The following is a 15,599-nucleotide window of genomic DNA, read 5'->3' as shown; positions in this document are numbered from 1 at the left end:
ACCGGTGCCTCGTTTGAGCATGATCTTTCCGGAACAGCTGGCTCCACTTCCGGATCATGCCCCGCATTCCGCCATCGCCGATGACGACCAACCTTCGCCAACATCGTGCGTCGCAGCGACGAGTTCAAGACTGCAAGAGGGTATGTCAGGTTCCCGGCACAAACCCCTCGAAAATTATCTGGTCGGCGTAGCGCGCCGCACGCTCGCGCTGTTCCGCGGTTCGGACAGTCCAGGCCAGCAGCGGACAGCCGAAGACGTTGCGGGCGATCCACGGCTCCGGCGCCGGCAGCTGGTTGACCCAATAGGCGACGAAATGCGGCTCGGTCGTAAAGCCGTGCCGCAGGTACAGCATGCTGTCGCGCTGCGCCGGCGTCAGCTTGTCCCAATGGCCGTCGTCATAGGTGCGCTGGGCGGTGATGCCGCGCGGCAGGTTCGGCATGATCTCGCGCAGTGCCAGCACCTGGTCGGGATCGAAGGACATGCCGACCACCGGGCCGGAATAGGACGCCAGCACCTCGGCCATCCGCCGCACCAGCTTGCGGTCGCCGTCGAAATGGCTCTTCACCTCGACCACCAGCGGCACGCGGCCGGCGACCAGCGCGCAGAGATCGCCGAGCGTCATCATCTGCTCGGCGGTGTCCTTGAACCTGACGGCCTTCAGCTCGGCCGCCGTCTTGGTCGCCAGCAGGCCCGAGCCCTCGGTGAGGCGGCCGAGCGCATCGTCGTGATGCACCATGGCCTCGCCGTCGGCGGTGAGCTGGATATCGCACTCGATGGCAAAATTGCCGGCGACCGCGGCGGTGGCCGCGGCCGGCATGTTCTCGATGATGCCGCGCGCGGCATCATGCAGGCCGCGATGGGCGACCGGCCGTTTCGTCAGCCAATCAGGCGCGCGCATCGATCAGGCGACTTCGAACACGCCTTCGACTTCGACCGCGGCGTCCGCGGGCAGCGAGGCGACGCCGACGGTGGTGCGGGCATGGCGGCCCTTGTCGCCGAATGCTTCGACCATCAGGTCGGAGGCGCCGTTCAGCACCTTCGGCCCGTCGAAGAAGTCGGGCGCCGAATTGATGAAGCCGCCGAGCCGCACCACGCGCACCACCTTGTCGAGATCGCCGAGCGCGGCCTTGATCTGGGCCAGCAGGTTGATTGCGCAGCCGCGCGCGGCAGCGGCGCCCTGTTCGAGCGTGACACCGGCACCGAGCTTGCCCTTGGCGATCAGCTTGCCCTCGGCGTTGAAGCAGACCTGGCCCGAGACGAACAGCAGGTTTCCGCTCCGGACGAAGGGGACATAGTTTGCGACCGGGGAGGTCGGCTCCGGAAGTGTGATGCCCTGTGACGCCAGTTTTTGTTCGACGGTACCCGCCATTTTTTGGTCCCCCAAATTGGATTGCACGAAGCCTGAAACGCGGTCAGGGCCAAGTTTGTTTCGATTGTTTCGCGCATCGTGCCGCCGGTTGCAAGCGACGGTAAGGCGAGGACAACGCGGCTATGATGTGCCGAATCGCATGGAAAGCTGCCGAAAATGACGGCATTTTCGCTGCGTACATTGCCATTTTGTCAGACTTGCCCCAGTTGCGGCGCAATACCACCGTCACTATTGTGGCGAATCCCTGCCTCCTTGAGGAAACCACATGACCCTGCCGTTCCGGACTCCGTCGCGTGCCCTGGTGTTTGCGATCGCCGTTGCCGCAGGATCCGGCCTGGTTCAGGGGCCCGCGGTCGCGGCGGCAAGCGGGCCGTTTCTCGCGCATCAGGCGCTCTACGACCTCAGCCTGGTGAAGTCGCGCGGCTCCAACTCGGTGAGCGATGCGCGCGGGCGCATCCTCTACAATTTCTCCGGCAACTCCTGCGAAGGCTATACCTCCGAATTCCGCCAGGTGTCCGAGCTCGACAGCGGCGAAGGCAAGGTGACGCTATCAGATCTTCGCTCGACGTCCTGGGAGGACGCGTCGGGCAAAAGCTACCGCTTCAAGATCGACACGCGGATGAACGACAGCGAATCGTCGCCGGTCGACGGCATCGCCGAGCGGGTCGGCGATCATATCACCGTGAAGCTGACCCAGCCGGTGAAGAAGACGTTCAATATCGACGGCAAGATCGTGTTCCCGACCGAGCAAATCCAGCACATCATCGCTGCCGCCCGCGATGGCAAATCGGTGCTCGAGCAAACCGTCTATGACGGCTCCGACAACGGCGAGAAGATCTACAACACGCTGACCGTGATCGGGCGGCCGATCGCGGGCGATCGCGCGCCGTCATCGCCTGATCCGTCGACGGCGAGCAATGCGATGAAGGCGATGACGCGCTGGCCCGTGACGGTGAGCTATTACGACAGCGACGCGCGCGCGAAGGACGGCGAGCAGACGCCGGTCTACGCGATGTCGTTCGAGCTCTACGAGAACGGCGTCTCTCGCGCGCTGGTACTGGATTACAACGATTTCGTGATCTCGGGCGCGCTCGACAAATTCGACGTCAGGGATTCCAAGCCCTGCAAGTGATACCATTCGGCGTCGTCCCGGGCAAGCGAAGCGCGACCCGGGACCCATAACCACAGGGCCGAGTTGTTGAAGGGGCTGTGGCCCCCGGCGTCGCGCAATAGTCACCTTCAGTGGTAATGGTCCCGGCCTTCGCCGGGACGACGGCGGAGCACTTTGCACGACCGCGCTGGCCGGAACCGTCCGACACGAGTAGGCTTCCCACAAACACGCGTGTCAGGGAGGCACATCATGAGCGAGCTCAACCATCTTCGCCCCAGCGGCCTGCATCACAATCCGGCTTACTCCCACGTTGTCGTCGCCTCCGGCGCGCGCACGATCTACATTTCGGGACAGGTCTCCGTCGACGAGGAGGGCCGCGTGGTCGGCGCCGGCGATCTCGCCGCGCAGACGACGCAGGTGATGCAGAACCTCGGCATGGCGCTGAAGGCCGCCGGGGCCGGCTATTCCAATATCGTCAAGATCACGACCTTCGTCGTCGGCTACAAGCCGGAGCTCCGCCCGATCATCGGCAAGGCACGCTCGGCATTCTTCGAGGGCATGGAGCCGCCGGCCTCTACGCTGGTCGGCGTCACCGCGCTCGCGGCGCCGGAATGGCTGATCGAGATCGAGGCGGTGGCGGTCACGGATTGAAGAACTCACCGCGAAGCTCGGGGAACCGTCATCCTGAGGAACCGCGAAGCGGCGTCCCGAAGGATGAACGGCCGGGGCTGGTGGCCGTCGACCCTTCGAGACGCGCGCAAGAGCGCGCTCCTCAGGGTGACGTCAACTGAGATCTACTGCTCCTCCGCGCTCTTCCCCGGCCCCTCATAGGCAATGCCCCTGATCACGGCGGCATTGCCGAACTTCTTGCGCAGATTGTCCATCGCGCGTTCGGCGTGCGCCGAGCGGCGGTCGAGCATGTCGGAATCATTGGCCTGCGCGCCCGGGCGCAGCGCGCTGACGCCGGTGCCCATCAGGCGGAAAGCGGTGCCGTCGATTTCCTTTGCAAGCATCTCGCGCGAGACCGCAAAGATCTTGGCGGCAAGCTGGGTCGGGGTCTGGATCGATTGCGAGCGGGTGCGCTGGCGGAAGTCCGCGGTCTTCAGCTTCAGCGTGATGGTGCAGCCCGAGAGCTCGCTGGTCTTCAGCCGCGCCGAGACCTTCTCGGACAGTTTCCAGAGCAGTTTCTCCAGCGTCGCGAAGTCGCGGATGTCGGTCTCGAACGTGGTCTCGCTCGATATCGTCTTGGCGCCGCGGTCGGCGACCACGCTGCGGTCGTCGATGCCGCGCGCCAGTCGCCACAGCCGGCGGCCTTCGCTCGCGAACTGCTTCATCAATTCGTTCTCGTCGGCGCGCTGCAGGTCGGCGATGATGCGGAAGCCGCGCTGCACCAGCTTCTCCTGGGTCGCAGGGCCGACGCCGTAGATGAACCCGACCGGCTTGCTCGCCAGCATCTCGCGCGCCTCGTCCTGGTCGAGCGCAGCAAAGCCCCTCGGCTTGTCGAGGTCGGAGGCGATCTTGGCGAGGAACTTGTTGCAGGACAGCCCGACCGACACCGTGATACCGATGTCGCGCTCGACGTCCCGGGCGAATTTGGCGAGCACCTTGGCCGGGATCATGCCGTGGACGCGCTGCGTGCCGGCGAGATCGAGGAAGGCCTCGTCGATCGACAGCGGCTCGACCAGCGGCGTCAGTGCCTGCATCGCCTGCCGCACCTCGCGCCCGACCCGGACATACTTCGCCATGTCCGGCGGAATCACGGTCGCGTCCGGGCAGAGTTCCAGAGCCTTGAACATCGGCATCGCCGAGCGGACGCCGTAGGTGCGGGCGATGTAGCAGGCGGCGGACACCACACCGCGCTTGCCGCCGCCGATGATGACCGGGCGATCGGCGATCTCAGGATTGTCGCGCTTCTCGACGGTGGCATAGAACGCGTCGCAGTCGATATGCGCCAGCGCCAGCGCGGGCAGGGCGCGATGACGCACCAGCCGCGGCGAGCCGCAATGGCTGCACCGCTTCACCTTGATATCGAGATCGCCGAGGCAGTCTCGGCAGAAACTGAGGGGGCCGTCGGAAGCTGCCGCTGCCGTCGTCACGGCACGTCGCGCTCCCATTTCGGGTCGCCCAGCGCCTGATGGGCGGCGGCGATATTGGTCGGGTGCAGTTCCGAGGCCTTGGCAAACGCCGTCACGGTGGCGTCGTCGCGCATCACGAAATCGAGCACGCTCGCAAGAAATTGAGGATCGGACGCAGCGTTCCGCAGCGTCTCTGGACCGATTCCGGTTTCGGCCAGGAACAGGCCCAGCCGCTCAGGATCGCCGGCAATGAAGCCGAGCGCCTGAATCGCAACGATTTCAGCAACTTCCCGGGGGTTGTGAACAGGCTTTTTCAACGCGCCGGTTTGCCTTTCCGTTAACTTATGGTCTCTATTGAGAGGCCCATCATGCCCGAGTCTTCCGCGTGTGTTCAAGCAACGGAAACCACGCTGCGGAAGTTGGACTTCGGGTTAACGGGTTAGAGCGATTCTGGCGCTAGTTTGAATTCACATTTTCGACGCGCTCCGAGCGCGGTGCGTGAGGTGCCGCAGCCGGGCCCGTCTCTTGGGTTTGGGAGGGACGGGATGGCCAAAACCGTCCTGATCGTGGAGGACAACGAGCTCAACATGAAGCTCTTTCGCGATCTGTTGGAAGCGCACGGCTATCAGACTTCGGGCACCAGCAATGGCTTCGAAGCGCTCGATCTCGTCCGCAAGCTGCGCCCCGACCTTATCCTGATGGACATCCAGCTACCCCAGGTTTCCGGTCTCGAGGTCACGCGCTGGATCAAGGACGATCCCGATCTGCGCACGATTCCGGTGGTCGCGGTCACCGCCTTCGCCATGAAGGGCGACGAAGAACGCATCCGCGAGGGCGGCTGCGAAGCCTATTTGTCCAAGCCGATCTCGGTCGGCAAATTTATTGAGACTGTCCGACGCTTTATCGGATAGGGGAGTTGTGGTGCAATGTCCGCGCGTATCCTCGTGGTCGATGACGTTCCGGCGAACGTCAAGCTGTTGGAAGCCCGTCTGTCAGCCGAATATTTCGATGTGCTGACTGCTTCCAACGGGACCGAGGCACTGGAAATCTGTGCACGCGCCGAATGCGACATCATCCTGCTCGACGTCATGATGCCTGACATGGACGGCTTCGAGGTCTGCCGCCGGCTGAAGTCGAATCCGGCGACCCATTTCATTCCGGTCGTCATCGTCACCGCGCTCGACAGCCCGGCTGATCGCGTGCGCGGCCTTGAGGCCGGCGCCGATGACTTCCTGACCAAGCCGGTGTCCGACGTCGTGCTGATCGCGCGCGTACGCTCGCTGACGCGGCTGAAGATGATGACCGACGAGTTGCGCATGCGCGCCATCACCTCGCTCGAGATCGGCATGCAGGCGCCCGAGCGCAGCGCGATCGCCGACAAGGGTACCGGCGGCCGCATCCTTCTGGTCGACGACCGGCCGTCGTCCTACGAGAAGCTGGCGCCGATCCTCTCGGCTGAGCATACCGTCGACGTCGAGATCAATCCGTCGGAAGCATTGTTCCATGCCGCCGAGGGCAATTACGACTTGCTGATCGTGTCACTCAGCCTCGACAATTACGACGGCTTGCGGCTGTGCAGCCAGGCCCGCTCGCTGGAGCGCACGCGCCAGGTCCCGATCCTCGCGATCTCGGATGCCGACAACAACACGCGGCTGATGCGCGGGCTCGAGATCGGCGTCAACGATTATCTGCTGCGTCCGGTCGACAAGAACGAACTCCTGGCGCGCGCGCGCACCCAGATCCGCCGCCGCCGTTACACCGATCATCTGCGTGACAATGTGCAGAACTCGATCGAGATGGCGATCACGGATGCGCTGACCGGTCTCAATAACCGGCGCTATATGGAAAGCCACCTCGCGACGCTCGCAGAGCAGGCTTCGATCCGCGGCAAGCCGCTCGCGCTGATGATCCTCGACATCGACTACTTCAAGGCGATCAACGACACCTACGGCCACGATGCCGGCGACGATGTGCTGCGCGAATTCGCGGTCCGGATCCGCAAGTCGATCCGCGGCATCGATCTCGCCTGCCGCTATGGCGGCGAGGAGTTCGTGATCGTGATGCCCGAGACCGACCTGCATGTCGCCGGCATGGTCGCCGAGCGGCTGCGCCGCTCGATCGCGGGCGAGCCCTTCAGCGTCGACAAGGGCGGCAAGCGGATCACCGTCACGATCTCGATCGGTCTCACCACGCTGGAGCGCAAGGGCGAGCAGGTCACCGATGTGCTCAAGCGCGCCGACACCGCGCTCTATCGCGCCAAGCACGACGGCCGCAACCGCGTGGTGTCGGCCGCCGCGTAGTCAGTCTCCTGTAGCCCGGATGGAGCCAACGGGGCGCGCGTTCGCGTGACCCGTTGGCTCCCTCCGGGCTACGAAGTGGCCTTAGCGGCCGCGCTTCACCGCGTCATAGGCCATCCGCTTGAACTCGAACGAGAACGGATGGACGAACGCCATCTGGCGCTGCGCCATCATCACGCCGGCGATGCCCGTTTTGGGCGAAATCCACCACTGCGTGCCTGCGACGCCGCCCCAATAGAGCTCGCCGGCGGCGTCAGGATGATCGATCGAGGAGGGGTTGAGGATCAGTCCGCCGGTAAGACCATAGGTCTTGCCGGGCTGCTCGCCCATCATCGCGAAGCGGATCCATTGGCCCGGTGTGAGCTGGTTGGTCATCGCCTGCGCGATCGTCTCCGGCTTCAGCAGCGTCGGCCCGCCGGGCAGCAGGCTGCGGATCAGCGCGACCATGTCATGCAGCGTCGAGACGAGGCCGCCGCCGCCGTTGAAGCGCGGCACCGGGCGCAGATAGGCGCCAGGATAGGGCGCGTTGTCGGTGCGCGTCAGCCCGGGCTTCATCGGATCCATCAGGTCGGCGCCGGCGTAGTAGGCGACGAGCCGGTTGTGGTCCTTCTCCGGAACATGGAAGCCGGTGTCGACCATGCCCAGCGGTTCGAGGATGCGCGCCTTGACGAACTTGTCGAACGGCTGGCTGCTCACCACCTCGACCAGCCGTGCGACCACGTCGATGGCAACGGAATATTCCCATGACGAGCCGGGATGGAACACCAGCGGCAGATCGGACAGACCGTCGACCATGTCGGCGAGCGTCGTCATCGGATTGAGGATCTTGCGCTCGTTGTAGGCCTTGAAGATCGGTGTGCCCGGATCGAACAGGCCGTAGCTGAGGCCGGCCGAGTGGCTCAGCAGATGGCGAACGGTGATCGACCGCTGCGCCGGCTCGGTGTCGTCGATCGACGTCGCACCCGGCCGCAGCACCTTCCGGTTTCTGAGCTGCGGGATGAAGGTCTCGATCGGATCATCGAGCCGGAAGCGGCCTTCCTCGACCAGCAGCAGCGCCGCGCAGGAGGTGATCAGCTTGGTGTTGGAGAAGACGCGGAAGATGTGATCGGTCCGCAGCGGAATCTGCGCTTCCTTGTCGGCCCATCCGACGCAGCCCGTGTCAGCGATGTCGCGCCCGACCAGAACCGTCCAGGAGATGCCGGACAGGAGATCATTGTCGATATAGCGCTGCATGGCCGCACGCGCCGGCGCGAAATCATAGCCGGTGGCCGTCACTTTCAGATCTTCCATGGTCGTTCCCCTGTTGTGCCGCAGGTCTTCTGTGTAGCAGGTCTTTGCGCGGTCGCTGTCAATCTCGCCGGACGGAATATCCAATCGGGAATGCCGTCGCCTGCGGTCGGTGTTAACAACCAAACCTGACTTCCGCACGCAACCGGATTTATCCGGCGCGTTTCTTGCCCGCGGGGGCGGGGCTGCCGACCTTGATGCCCGCATTTGCCAGCAACACCCGCGCGGCTTCCCTGGCCGCGCGCGCCATCGCCGGATCGTCGCGCACCAGATCCTGCGCGATCGAGCCGTCGACCAGAAGCGTGAGCTGGGTCGCGAGTCCCTCGGCATCGGCGACGCCGAGCTGCCGCAGCAGATTGCGAAACCAGAGGCGGCGGCTTTCCTTGAAGGCGATTGCGATGTTTCGGACCGTGCGGTCCTCGTCCTCCGGGCCGAGCTCGGCGACCGCGTTCACGAACGGGCAGCCGCGAAAATCCTTCGCCGAGAACCGTCGCTCCAGCGAATCGAAAGTTGCAAGGATCTGCTCGGCCGGCGGCTTGTCGGAGGGGCGGGGCTGCACGAAGCGGCGCTGCAGATAGGCCTCGATCAGCGCGTCCTTCGACGGGAAGTGGTTGTAGAGCGTGCGCTTGCTGATGCCGATCTCGGCCGCGATGGTGTCGACGCCGATGGCGCGAATGCCTTGCAGGTAGAACAGTCTGTCGGCGGTCTCGAGGATCCGCTCCTTCATGGTCTGTTTGGGAGGCGGGGAAGCCATGCGCCAGCCGTGATCCTCTTCGCTTGACAGTCGGCCCCCTGTATAGCCTAAGTACACAGGTCTGTGTAACCAAAACTTGCATGAATCGCAGGCCATGGCACGCGTGCCGTGCCGTCATGGGAGAATAAGAACAATGCCCCTGTTGCAGGTCCTGCGTCCCACGCTTCCCATCCTGATCGGCGCCTCCATCATGCTCACGCTGAGCATGGGGCTGCGGCAGAGCCTCGGCATCTTCATGCAGCCGTTGACGCACGACATCGGCATCTCGATATCCCACTTCACGCTGGCGCTCGCGGTGCAGAACCTTGCCTGGGGTTTTCTGCAGCCGGTCGCCGGCGCGATGACGGTGCGTTACGGCTTCCGCCCGATCATGGTGGTCGGCGCGCTGGCCTACATCGCGGGCCTCGTCTTGATGACGACGGCGCATGGGCTTGTTGCCATCATGATCGGCGCCGGTGTGCTGATCGGCCTTTCGCTCGCATGCACGGCGAATGCGATCGCAATGTCGGTCTCGGCGCGCGCGGTGCCGGAGACGGTACGCTCGACCGTGCTCGGCATGGTCTCCGCCGCCGGCTCGCTCGGCGCGCTGCTGTCGGCGCCGATCGGACAGATGCTCAATGAGGGTTTCGGCTGGCGCGTCGGACTTGCCGGTTTTGTCATTCTCTCGATCTTCATGATCCCGGCCGCGTTGTACGCCGGGCGCGTCGACAAGATTCCGCTGCCGAAGCCCGCGGCCGACGATATCGGCAACGCCACCGCGGCGACGGCGGCGAAGACCGCGTTCGGCAACGCAGCCTTCGTGGTGATGACCTGCGCCTACATGGTCTGCGGCATGCAACTCGTCTTCCTCACCACGCATCTGCCGTCGTATCTGGCGATCTGCGGACTCGATCCGATGCTGAGCGCGCAGACGCTCGGCATGATCGGCGGCTTCAACGTGTTGGGCTCGCTGTTCTTTGGCTGGGCCGGCCAGCGCTGGAACAAGCTGGCGCTGCTCGGCGCGATCTACATCCTGCGGTCGCTGGCGCTCGCCTGGTACTTCATGCTGCCGGCAACGCCCGGCTCGACGCTGCTGTTCGGCGCCATCATGGGCTTCCTCTGGATGGGCGTCGGTCCGCTGGTCGCGGGCGCGGTGGCCGAGATGTTCGGCTTGCGCTGGCAGGCGATGATCCAGGGCCTTGCCTTCATGAGCCACCAGGTCGGCAGCTTCCTCGGCGCCTACGGAGGAGGACTGATCTACGACTCGCTCGGCTCCTACACCATGGCCTGGCGCATCGGCGTCGCGCTGGGCCTCGCCGGCGGCATCATCCAGGTCGCCTTCGCCCTGATCCGGCCGGCGCAACCGCCATTGCTCAAGACCGCTTAGCTTCAGATCCCGGTGAGGTCGGTAACTGCCCCTTGTGAGGGCAGTCATCGTTATTGCCTATTTTTCGATCGGTGGCGTGCTGCGAGAATGTGCAATGGAGCGCGATGCCGTTCCGGTCGCGGATCGAAGTCGTAGCGCTTTCAAAGTGTTACGCGGCGCGCTTCGGTGGCACGAATCTTGTTTCAATTTGGCTAGAAATCTTGCCGGAAGCCCTCGCTGAGGTTCCGGCCTGGGGACTTTTGGGAAGGGCTGGCCGCGATGAGGCTAGTCGCCGTCATTCTCCAGCCATCCGCGCACCACGGCCTTCGCCGCGCCGCCGAGCAAGTCGCCCTTGTGCCTCGTGTCCGGGTCGATGCCGCTGCGACTTCGCTGCATCCCGCCACCCGCATCGCTGCACATCGCGACATCCCGATAACCGAACGTGCGCTGTCTTTCGGCGCTCGCGCTCCGAACGCGCCGCGCCCATTCCGAACACCAGCATTTCTTGTGATGGGAGGTCGATGATGGAGTCTGCGACATACACGCGCCAGAAGCTCGTGAGAATCGTGGTTGCCCTGCTGGGAGTGGCGTTCCTTTGCCTGCTGTTCAGCGATCCTGCGCTGGCCGAGGATGCGGCGGCGCCGCCCGCCTGCGGCGGCAAGATCCTTGAGAAGTGCACGCCGAATTCCGGCGACACCGCCTGGATGCTCACGTCAGTCGCGCTCGTCCTGATGATGACGGTCCCGGGGCTCGGCCTGTTCTATGGCGGCATGGTGCGCAAGAAGAACGTCGGCGATACCGTGATGACCAGCTTCGCCGTCACCTGCCTGGTCACGATCCTGTTCGCCGTCCTGACCTACAGCCTGGCGTTTCGTGCCGGCACGCCGTTTATCGGCGGTCTGGATCGGCTGTTCCTCAAGGACATCCTGAGCGACATCGGCAAGGGTGGCATCGGCAATCCCAATCCGCTCGCCGCGACCATCCCTGAGGCCGTCTACATCTGCTTCCAGATGACGTTCGCCATTATCACGCCGGCGCTGATCGCCGGCGCGTTTGCCGAGCGGATGAAATTCTCGGCGATGCTCTGGTTCATCGGGCTGTGGGCGATCTTCGTCTATGCGCCGATCGCGCACTGGGTCTGGGGACCCGACGGCATCTTCTCGGCGGGCAACGACGCTGCCTATGTCAAGGTTCTCGATTTCGCCGGCGGCACCGTGGTGCACATCAATGCCGGCGTCGCCGGACTGATGTGCGCGATCATGCTCGGCAAGCGCGTCGAGACGGGGCCGGCGCACAATATGGTGCTGACCTTCATCGGCGCCTCGCTGCTGTGGGTCGGCTGGTTCGGCTTCAACGCCGGCTCCGCCGTCACGGCCGGAATGCAGGCGGGCATGGCCATGCTGGTGACCCAGATCGCGACCGCGGTGGCGGGCTTCACGTGGATGCTGGTGGAGTGGGCGCTGAAGGGCAAGCCGACCGTCGTCGGCATCTGCTCGGGTGCCGTCGCCGGCCTCGTCGCGATCACGCCGGCCTCCGGCTTCGTCGGCCCGGTCGGCGCTTTCGCCATCGGCATCGCCGCCGGCGTCTGCTGCTACTGGGGATGCACCGGCCTGAAGCGTTTGTTCAGCTACGATGACGCGCTGGACTGCTTCGGCGTCCATGCCCTCGGCGGCATCGTCGGGGCGCTGCTGACCGGGGTTTTCGCGGTCGAGCAGTATGGTGGGACCGCCGGCGTTCTGGAGGGAAATGCCGGGCAGTTCGTCAATCAATGCATCGGCGTCGCGACGGTCTTCGTGTATGATGCCGTCGTGAGTCTGATCATCCTGTTCGTGATCAATCTCTTCGTCGGGCTTCGCGTGACGCAGGACATCGAGCGCGAGGGGTTGGATCTGGCACTGCACGGCGAGGTCGTGCAGTAGGCTTGGCGGCATTCCGCAAGGCCGGCGATGTTCGCCGGCCGGCGCGGGACAAAGCTGTTCGAGGTGATCCGATGAACTGGTTCTATTGGAACACAGCGTGGTCGCTGTTCTTCAGCCTCGTTTGGTTCATGACCATCACACACAATCCGGATGCGCAGATCGCAGATGCGCATCTGCGCGATGAGGCGTTCAAGGGCTAGCTCCGGTAATAGCGCCACATCCTGAGGAACGTCCGGTGGATCTCATCGGGCGCCCGGTCGAATGGCTCGAGATTGACGCGAACCACGCCACGGTGGTCCATGCGCCACGGCAGGCGCATCAGCAGCCGATAGGCCGGCCGCTTGCGCCAATCGGCTACCAGCGCGCTGCCGAGCGGTCCGTCGAGCGCGATTTGCAACTCGTGAACGGTCATCGCGCGCTCGGCGATCTCGACGAGGTCGATGCGCGCGATGGCGCGCCAGCGGATCAGCCCGAAGGCCTGGATGAAGATGCCGTACTGGTTGGCCCCGATGGTCGGACGACCGGCCTCCAGCAGGGGGATGTTGTAATAGGTGAAGCCGGCGGCGGCCGCCGCCGGCGCCAGCCAGTAGATCGCACCGGTGATCCAGCTCGCGGTCAGGAAGACCGCGGCCAGCGCCGCCGTGACATAGACCGGAAAGTAGATGTCCTCTCGGCCGTAGGCGACCGAATAGCCGCCGACGTTTCCCTCGTCCAAGCTTGCGATCATCTGAGCCCTGCGCCCGGGACCGGTCCGGGAATCATGAGGGATGACGCAAGCTTAGAAAGCAAAAACGGGGCCGCGAGGGCCCCGTTCGAAACGTCGGAAGCGGGCGATCTTACTTGATCTTGGCTTCCTTGAACTCGACGTGCTTGCGCGCGACCGGGTCATACTTCTTCTTGACCAGCTTGTCGGTCATGGTGCGCGAATTCTTCTTGGCGACGTAATAGAAGCCGGTATCGGCCGTCGACACGAGCTTGACCTTGATGGTGACCGCCTTGGCCATGTGCAAAACCTCGAAAATCGGGGGAATTCAGGAGCCGGCCAAATCGGCCCGCGTTTGGCCGGGAAACTAGCCACAAACCACCCAAAGTCAAGGATTTCCGAGCCAAAACACCCCCGATTCCGGGCCGATTACCCCTCGAAGAACTGATTTTTCGGCCGCGGCAGGCCCAAATTCTCGCGCAAGGTCCGCCCCTCGTACTCTGTGCGGAAAATCCCGCGCCTTTGCAGTTCCGGGACCACCTTGTCGACGAAGTCGAACAAACCCTGCGGCAGATAGGGAAACATGATGTTGAAGCCGTCGCTGCCCCGGCCGGTCAGCCATTCCTCCATCTGGTCGGCGATGGTCTGCGGCGTGCCGACGAAGGCGAGCCCGCCATAGCCGCCGACGCGCTGGGCGAGCTGGCGCACGGTGAGCTTGTCGCGCGCCGCGACATCGACGAGGCGCTGGCGGCCGCTCTTGCTTGCATTGGTTTCCGGGATCGGCGGCAACTGTCCGTCGGGATCGAAGCCGGACGCATCGGTGCCGAGGATCACCGACAGCGAGGCGATCGCGCTGTCGTAATGCACGCGGCTGTCGAGCAGCGCGCGCTTCTCTTTTGCTTCCTCGACGCTGTCGCCGACCACGACGAAGGCACCGGGCAGGATCTTCAGATGCTCGGGATCGCGGCCGATCTTCTCCATGCGGCCCTTGATGTCGGCGTAGAGTTTCTGTCCGTCGGCAAGGTTGCCGCCGCCGGTGAACACGGCTTCCGCTGTCTCGGCCGCAAGCTGCCTGCCGTCATCGGACGCGCCGGCCTGCACGATCACCGGCCAGCCCTGCACGGGGCGGGCGATGTTCAGCGGGCCGCGGACCGAGAGATATTTGCCCTTGTGATTGAGCACATGCATCTTGTCGGGATCGACGAACAGCCCGGACTCGACGTCACGCACGAACGCATCGTCGGCGAAGGAATCCCACAGGCCGGTGACGACGTCGTAGAACTCGCGGGCGCGCTTGTAGCGCTCGGCGTGCTCCATGTGATCGTCGAGGCCGAAATTCAGCGCCGCGTCCGGATTGGACGTGGTGACGATATTCCAGCCGGCGCGGCCGCCCGAGATGTGGTCGAGCGAGGCGAAGCGCCGCGCGACGTGATAGGGCTCGTCGAAGGTGGTCGAACCGGTCGCGATCAGTCCGATATTCTCGGTGACGGCGGACAGCGCAGAGAGCAGGGTGAACGGCTCGAACGAGGTCACGGTATGGCTGCGCTTCAGCGCATTGATCGGCATGTTCAGCACGGCCAGGTGGTCGGCCATGAAGAAGGCGTCGAACTTGCCCGCCTCGAGCTTGCGGATCAGCGTCTTGATGTGGTCGAAGTTGAAATTGGCGTCGGGCCACGCCCCGGGATAGCGCCAGGCGCCGGTGTGGATGCTGATCGGCCGCATGAACGCGCCGAGCTTGAGTTGACGCTTCGCCATTGCCCCGTTCCGTCCTTGATGTCGTTAGCGGAACAGATAGGGAGGCGTTTTGCGGCGCGCCATCGGGAAGATTATTTTGTTTTTGGCCGCTCTCTCGACATTGTCATTCCGGGCATCGCGCAGCGATGAACCCGGAATCTCGTGCCGCAATCTCGGGATTCCGGGTTCGATGCTGCGCATCGCCCCGGAATGACGCGGATCATCTTACGCCCCCAGCACGTCCTTCTGCATCTTGCCGCCGTAGAAATGGAAGAACGGCACCGGCGCGTCGTGGCGGAGCGGGCCGGTGGCGAGACGGCGGTCGAGCTCGGCGAGCACGTTCTTGGTCATGGCATGCGCGTCGGCGAGCGGCTCGGAGCCGATCTCGACCCACACGAGCTCCACCAGTTCGGCATCGGCATGCACCACGCCCTCGACACGATGCGCGATGGTCGAAGCGTCGGCGGTGAAGAAGCGCGTGTCGAAGCGGCGGACGCGGCCGGGCGGGGTGATCGCGCGCGCGATCAGGAACAGGCCGGACGGATCGGGCAACAGACCTGCGTCGGCGAACGGCGCCCACGGGCCCTCGAGCTTGTGCGATTTCTCGACCTTGCGGCCGAGGCAGAGCCCGGTCTCTTCGCAGGCCTCGCGGATCGCGGCGTTGGCAAGCGCGCGCGCGCGGCCGGTCGTGATCTTCGGGCTGCCTTTCAACAGATTGGCTTCGAGCTCCGGCGTGATCGGCGCTGCAACCGGCACGCGGTTGTCGGCCTTGTCGACGCGGCCGCCGGGGAAAACGAATTTGCCGGGCATGAACACGACCTTGTCGTGGCGCTTGCCGACCAGCACCTTCGGCTTGGCGCCGGAGCGATCGATCAGGATCAGCGTCGCGGCATCCTTCGGCCGGAAATACGCATGATGATCGGCTTCTTTTTCGCCTTGGTGCACGACAGCGGCGGGTGCGGCAGCTTCAGTCATTTCATCCCTTTCATTTCTTCTTGCGGCCCG

General features: G+C 64.4%; 17 protein-coding genes. 7 read left to right on the top strand and 10 right to left on the bottom strand.

Annotation, left to right across the window (positions count from 1 at the left end; translation table 11 throughout):
* Window positions 1-145: 145 nt before the first annotated feature.
* Both XI02_RS25745 and XI02_RS25740 read right to left on the bottom strand, forming a co-directional pair.
* The gene (locus XI02_RS25745; RefSeq protein ID WP_018271997.1) at window positions 146-898 is read right to left on the bottom strand and encodes a glycerophosphodiester phosphodiesterase; all 753 of its coding nucleotides are present in this window, start codon (window positions 896-898) and stop codon (window positions 146-148) included.
* 3 nt (window positions 899-901) lie between these two features.
* Complete coding sequence (locus XI02_RS25740) at window positions 902-1,369, bottom strand: RidA family protein (RefSeq protein WP_016845428.1); 468 nt, start codon at window positions 1,367-1,369, stop codon at window positions 902-904.
* Between the two features lie 265 nt (window positions 1,370-1,634).
* On the opposite strand from XI02_RS25740, the gene XI02_RS25735 reads away from it, so the two are divergent.
* Together XI02_RS25735 and XI02_RS25730 are read left to right on the top strand one after the other, a co-directional pair.
* On the top strand, window positions 1,635-2,501 hold the full coding sequence (locus XI02_RS25735; protein ID WP_018271996.1) for a cell envelope integrity EipB family protein: 867 nt from the start codon (window positions 1,635-1,637) through the stop codon (window positions 2,499-2,501).
* Window positions 2,502-2,729: 228 nt separating this feature from the next.
* Window positions 2,730-3,131 (top strand): RidA family protein, encoded by a 402-nt coding sequence (locus tag XI02_RS25730; protein ID WP_018271995.1) that lies wholly within the window; start codon window positions 2,730-2,732, stop codon window positions 3,129-3,131.
* Window positions 3,132-3,274: 143 nt separating this feature from the next.
* Here XI02_RS25730 and XI02_RS25725 read toward each other — a convergent pair whose 3' ends face one another.
* Window positions 3,275-4,594 carry a DNA polymerase IV gene (locus XI02_RS25725; RefSeq protein ID WP_018271994.1) on the bottom strand — a complete coding sequence of 440 codons (1,320 nt, stop codon included), beginning with the start codon at window positions 4,592-4,594 and terminating at the stop codon, window positions 3,275-3,277.
* Window positions 4,573-4,872 carry a DUF3572 domain-containing protein gene (locus tag XI02_RS25720; RefSeq protein ID WP_016845967.1) on the bottom strand — a complete coding sequence of 100 codons (300 nt, stop codon included), beginning with the start codon at window positions 4,870-4,872 and terminating at the stop codon, window positions 4,573-4,575. Before XI02_RS25720 ends, XI02_RS25725 begins: the two co-directional genes overlap by 22 nt.
* A gap of 228 nt (window positions 4,873-5,100) precedes the next feature.
* On the opposite strand from XI02_RS25720, the gene XI02_RS25715 reads away from it, so the two are divergent.
* Together XI02_RS25715 and XI02_RS25710 are read left to right on the top strand one after the other, a co-directional pair.
* Window positions 5,101-5,466, top strand: a complete 366-nt coding sequence (locus XI02_RS25715) for a response regulator (protein ID WP_016845968.1) — start codon at window positions 5,101-5,103, stop codon at window positions 5,464-5,466.
* A gap of 15 nt (window positions 5,467-5,481) precedes the next feature.
* Window positions 5,482-6,855: a PleD family two-component system response regulator gene (locus XI02_RS25710; protein ID WP_016845969.1), complete on the top strand. Its 1,374-nt coding sequence runs from the start codon at window positions 5,482-5,484 to the stop codon at window positions 6,853-6,855.
* Window positions 6,856-6,936: 81 nt separating this feature from the next.
* Here the strand turns inward: XI02_RS25710 and XI02_RS25705 are convergent, their stop codons facing one another.
* Together XI02_RS25705 and XI02_RS25700 are read right to left on the bottom strand one after the other, a co-directional pair.
* Entirely contained in the window at window positions 6,937-8,142 is a 1,206-nt protein-coding gene (locus XI02_RS25705) for a serine hydrolase (protein ID WP_026192856.1), read from the bottom strand.
* Between the two features lie 148 nt (window positions 8,143-8,290).
* Window positions 8,291-8,893, bottom strand: coding sequence for a TetR/AcrR family transcriptional regulator (locus XI02_RS25700; protein WP_026192855.1), 603 nt, complete (start codon window positions 8,891-8,893; stop codon window positions 8,291-8,293).
* A 133-nt stretch (window positions 8,894-9,026) separates the two neighbouring features.
* Here XI02_RS25700 and XI02_RS25695 point away from each other — a divergent pair, with 133 nt between their 5' ends.
* The 3 genes from XI02_RS25695 to XI02_RS46050 all read left to right on the top strand — a co-directional run bounded on the left by XI02_RS25695 (window position 9,027) and on the right by XI02_RS46050 (window position 12,357).
* Window positions 9,027-10,259 (top strand): MFS transporter, encoded by a 1,233-nt coding sequence (locus tag XI02_RS25695; RefSeq protein ID WP_018271992.1) that lies wholly within the window; start codon window positions 9,027-9,029, stop codon window positions 10,257-10,259.
* A gap of 500 nt (window positions 10,260-10,759) precedes the next feature.
* On the top strand, window positions 10,760-12,157 hold the full coding sequence (locus XI02_RS25690) for an ammonium transporter (protein WP_018271990.1): 1,398 nt from the start codon (window positions 10,760-10,762) through the stop codon (window positions 12,155-12,157).
* 71 nt (window positions 12,158-12,228) lie between these two features.
* Window positions 12,229-12,357 (top strand): hypothetical protein, encoded by a 129-nt coding sequence (locus XI02_RS46050; protein WP_256438757.1) that lies wholly within the window; start codon window positions 12,229-12,231, stop codon window positions 12,355-12,357.
* Here XI02_RS46050 and XI02_RS25680 read toward each other — a convergent pair.
* The 4 genes from XI02_RS25680 to XI02_RS25665 form a co-directional block, all read right to left on the bottom strand.
* On the bottom strand, window positions 12,354-12,884 hold the full coding sequence (locus tag XI02_RS25680) for a hypothetical protein (protein ID WP_018271989.1): 531 nt from the start codon (window positions 12,882-12,884) through the stop codon (window positions 12,354-12,356). The genes XI02_RS46050 and XI02_RS25680 overlap by 4 nt on opposite strands.
* A gap of 109 nt (window positions 12,885-12,993) precedes the next feature.
* Window positions 12,994-13,161 (bottom strand): 50S ribosomal protein L33, encoded by a 168-nt coding sequence (gene rpmG / locus XI02_RS25675; RefSeq protein ID WP_018271988.1) that lies wholly within the window; start codon window positions 13,159-13,161, stop codon window positions 12,994-12,996.
* Window positions 13,162-13,289: 128 nt separating this feature from the next.
* On the bottom strand, window positions 13,290-14,615 hold the full coding sequence (locus tag XI02_RS25670) for an LLM class flavin-dependent oxidoreductase (RefSeq protein ID WP_018271987.1): 1,326 nt from the start codon (window positions 14,613-14,615) through the stop codon (window positions 13,290-13,292).
* 204 nt (window positions 14,616-14,819) lie between these two features.
* Window positions 14,820-15,569 (bottom strand): NUDIX domain-containing protein, encoded by a 750-nt coding sequence (locus XI02_RS25665; RefSeq protein WP_016848393.1) that lies wholly within the window; start codon window positions 15,567-15,569, stop codon window positions 14,820-14,822.
* Between the last annotated feature and the right edge of the window lie 30 nt (window positions 15,570-15,599).

The organism is Bradyrhizobium sp. CCBAU 21365 (genome assembly GCF_015291305.1).
In the GTDB taxonomy this organism is placed as follows: Bacteria; Pseudomonadota; Alphaproteobacteria; order Rhizobiales; family Xanthobacteraceae; genus Bradyrhizobium; species Bradyrhizobium elkanii.
This window is presented reverse-complemented; position numbering and strand designations above follow the sequence as displayed.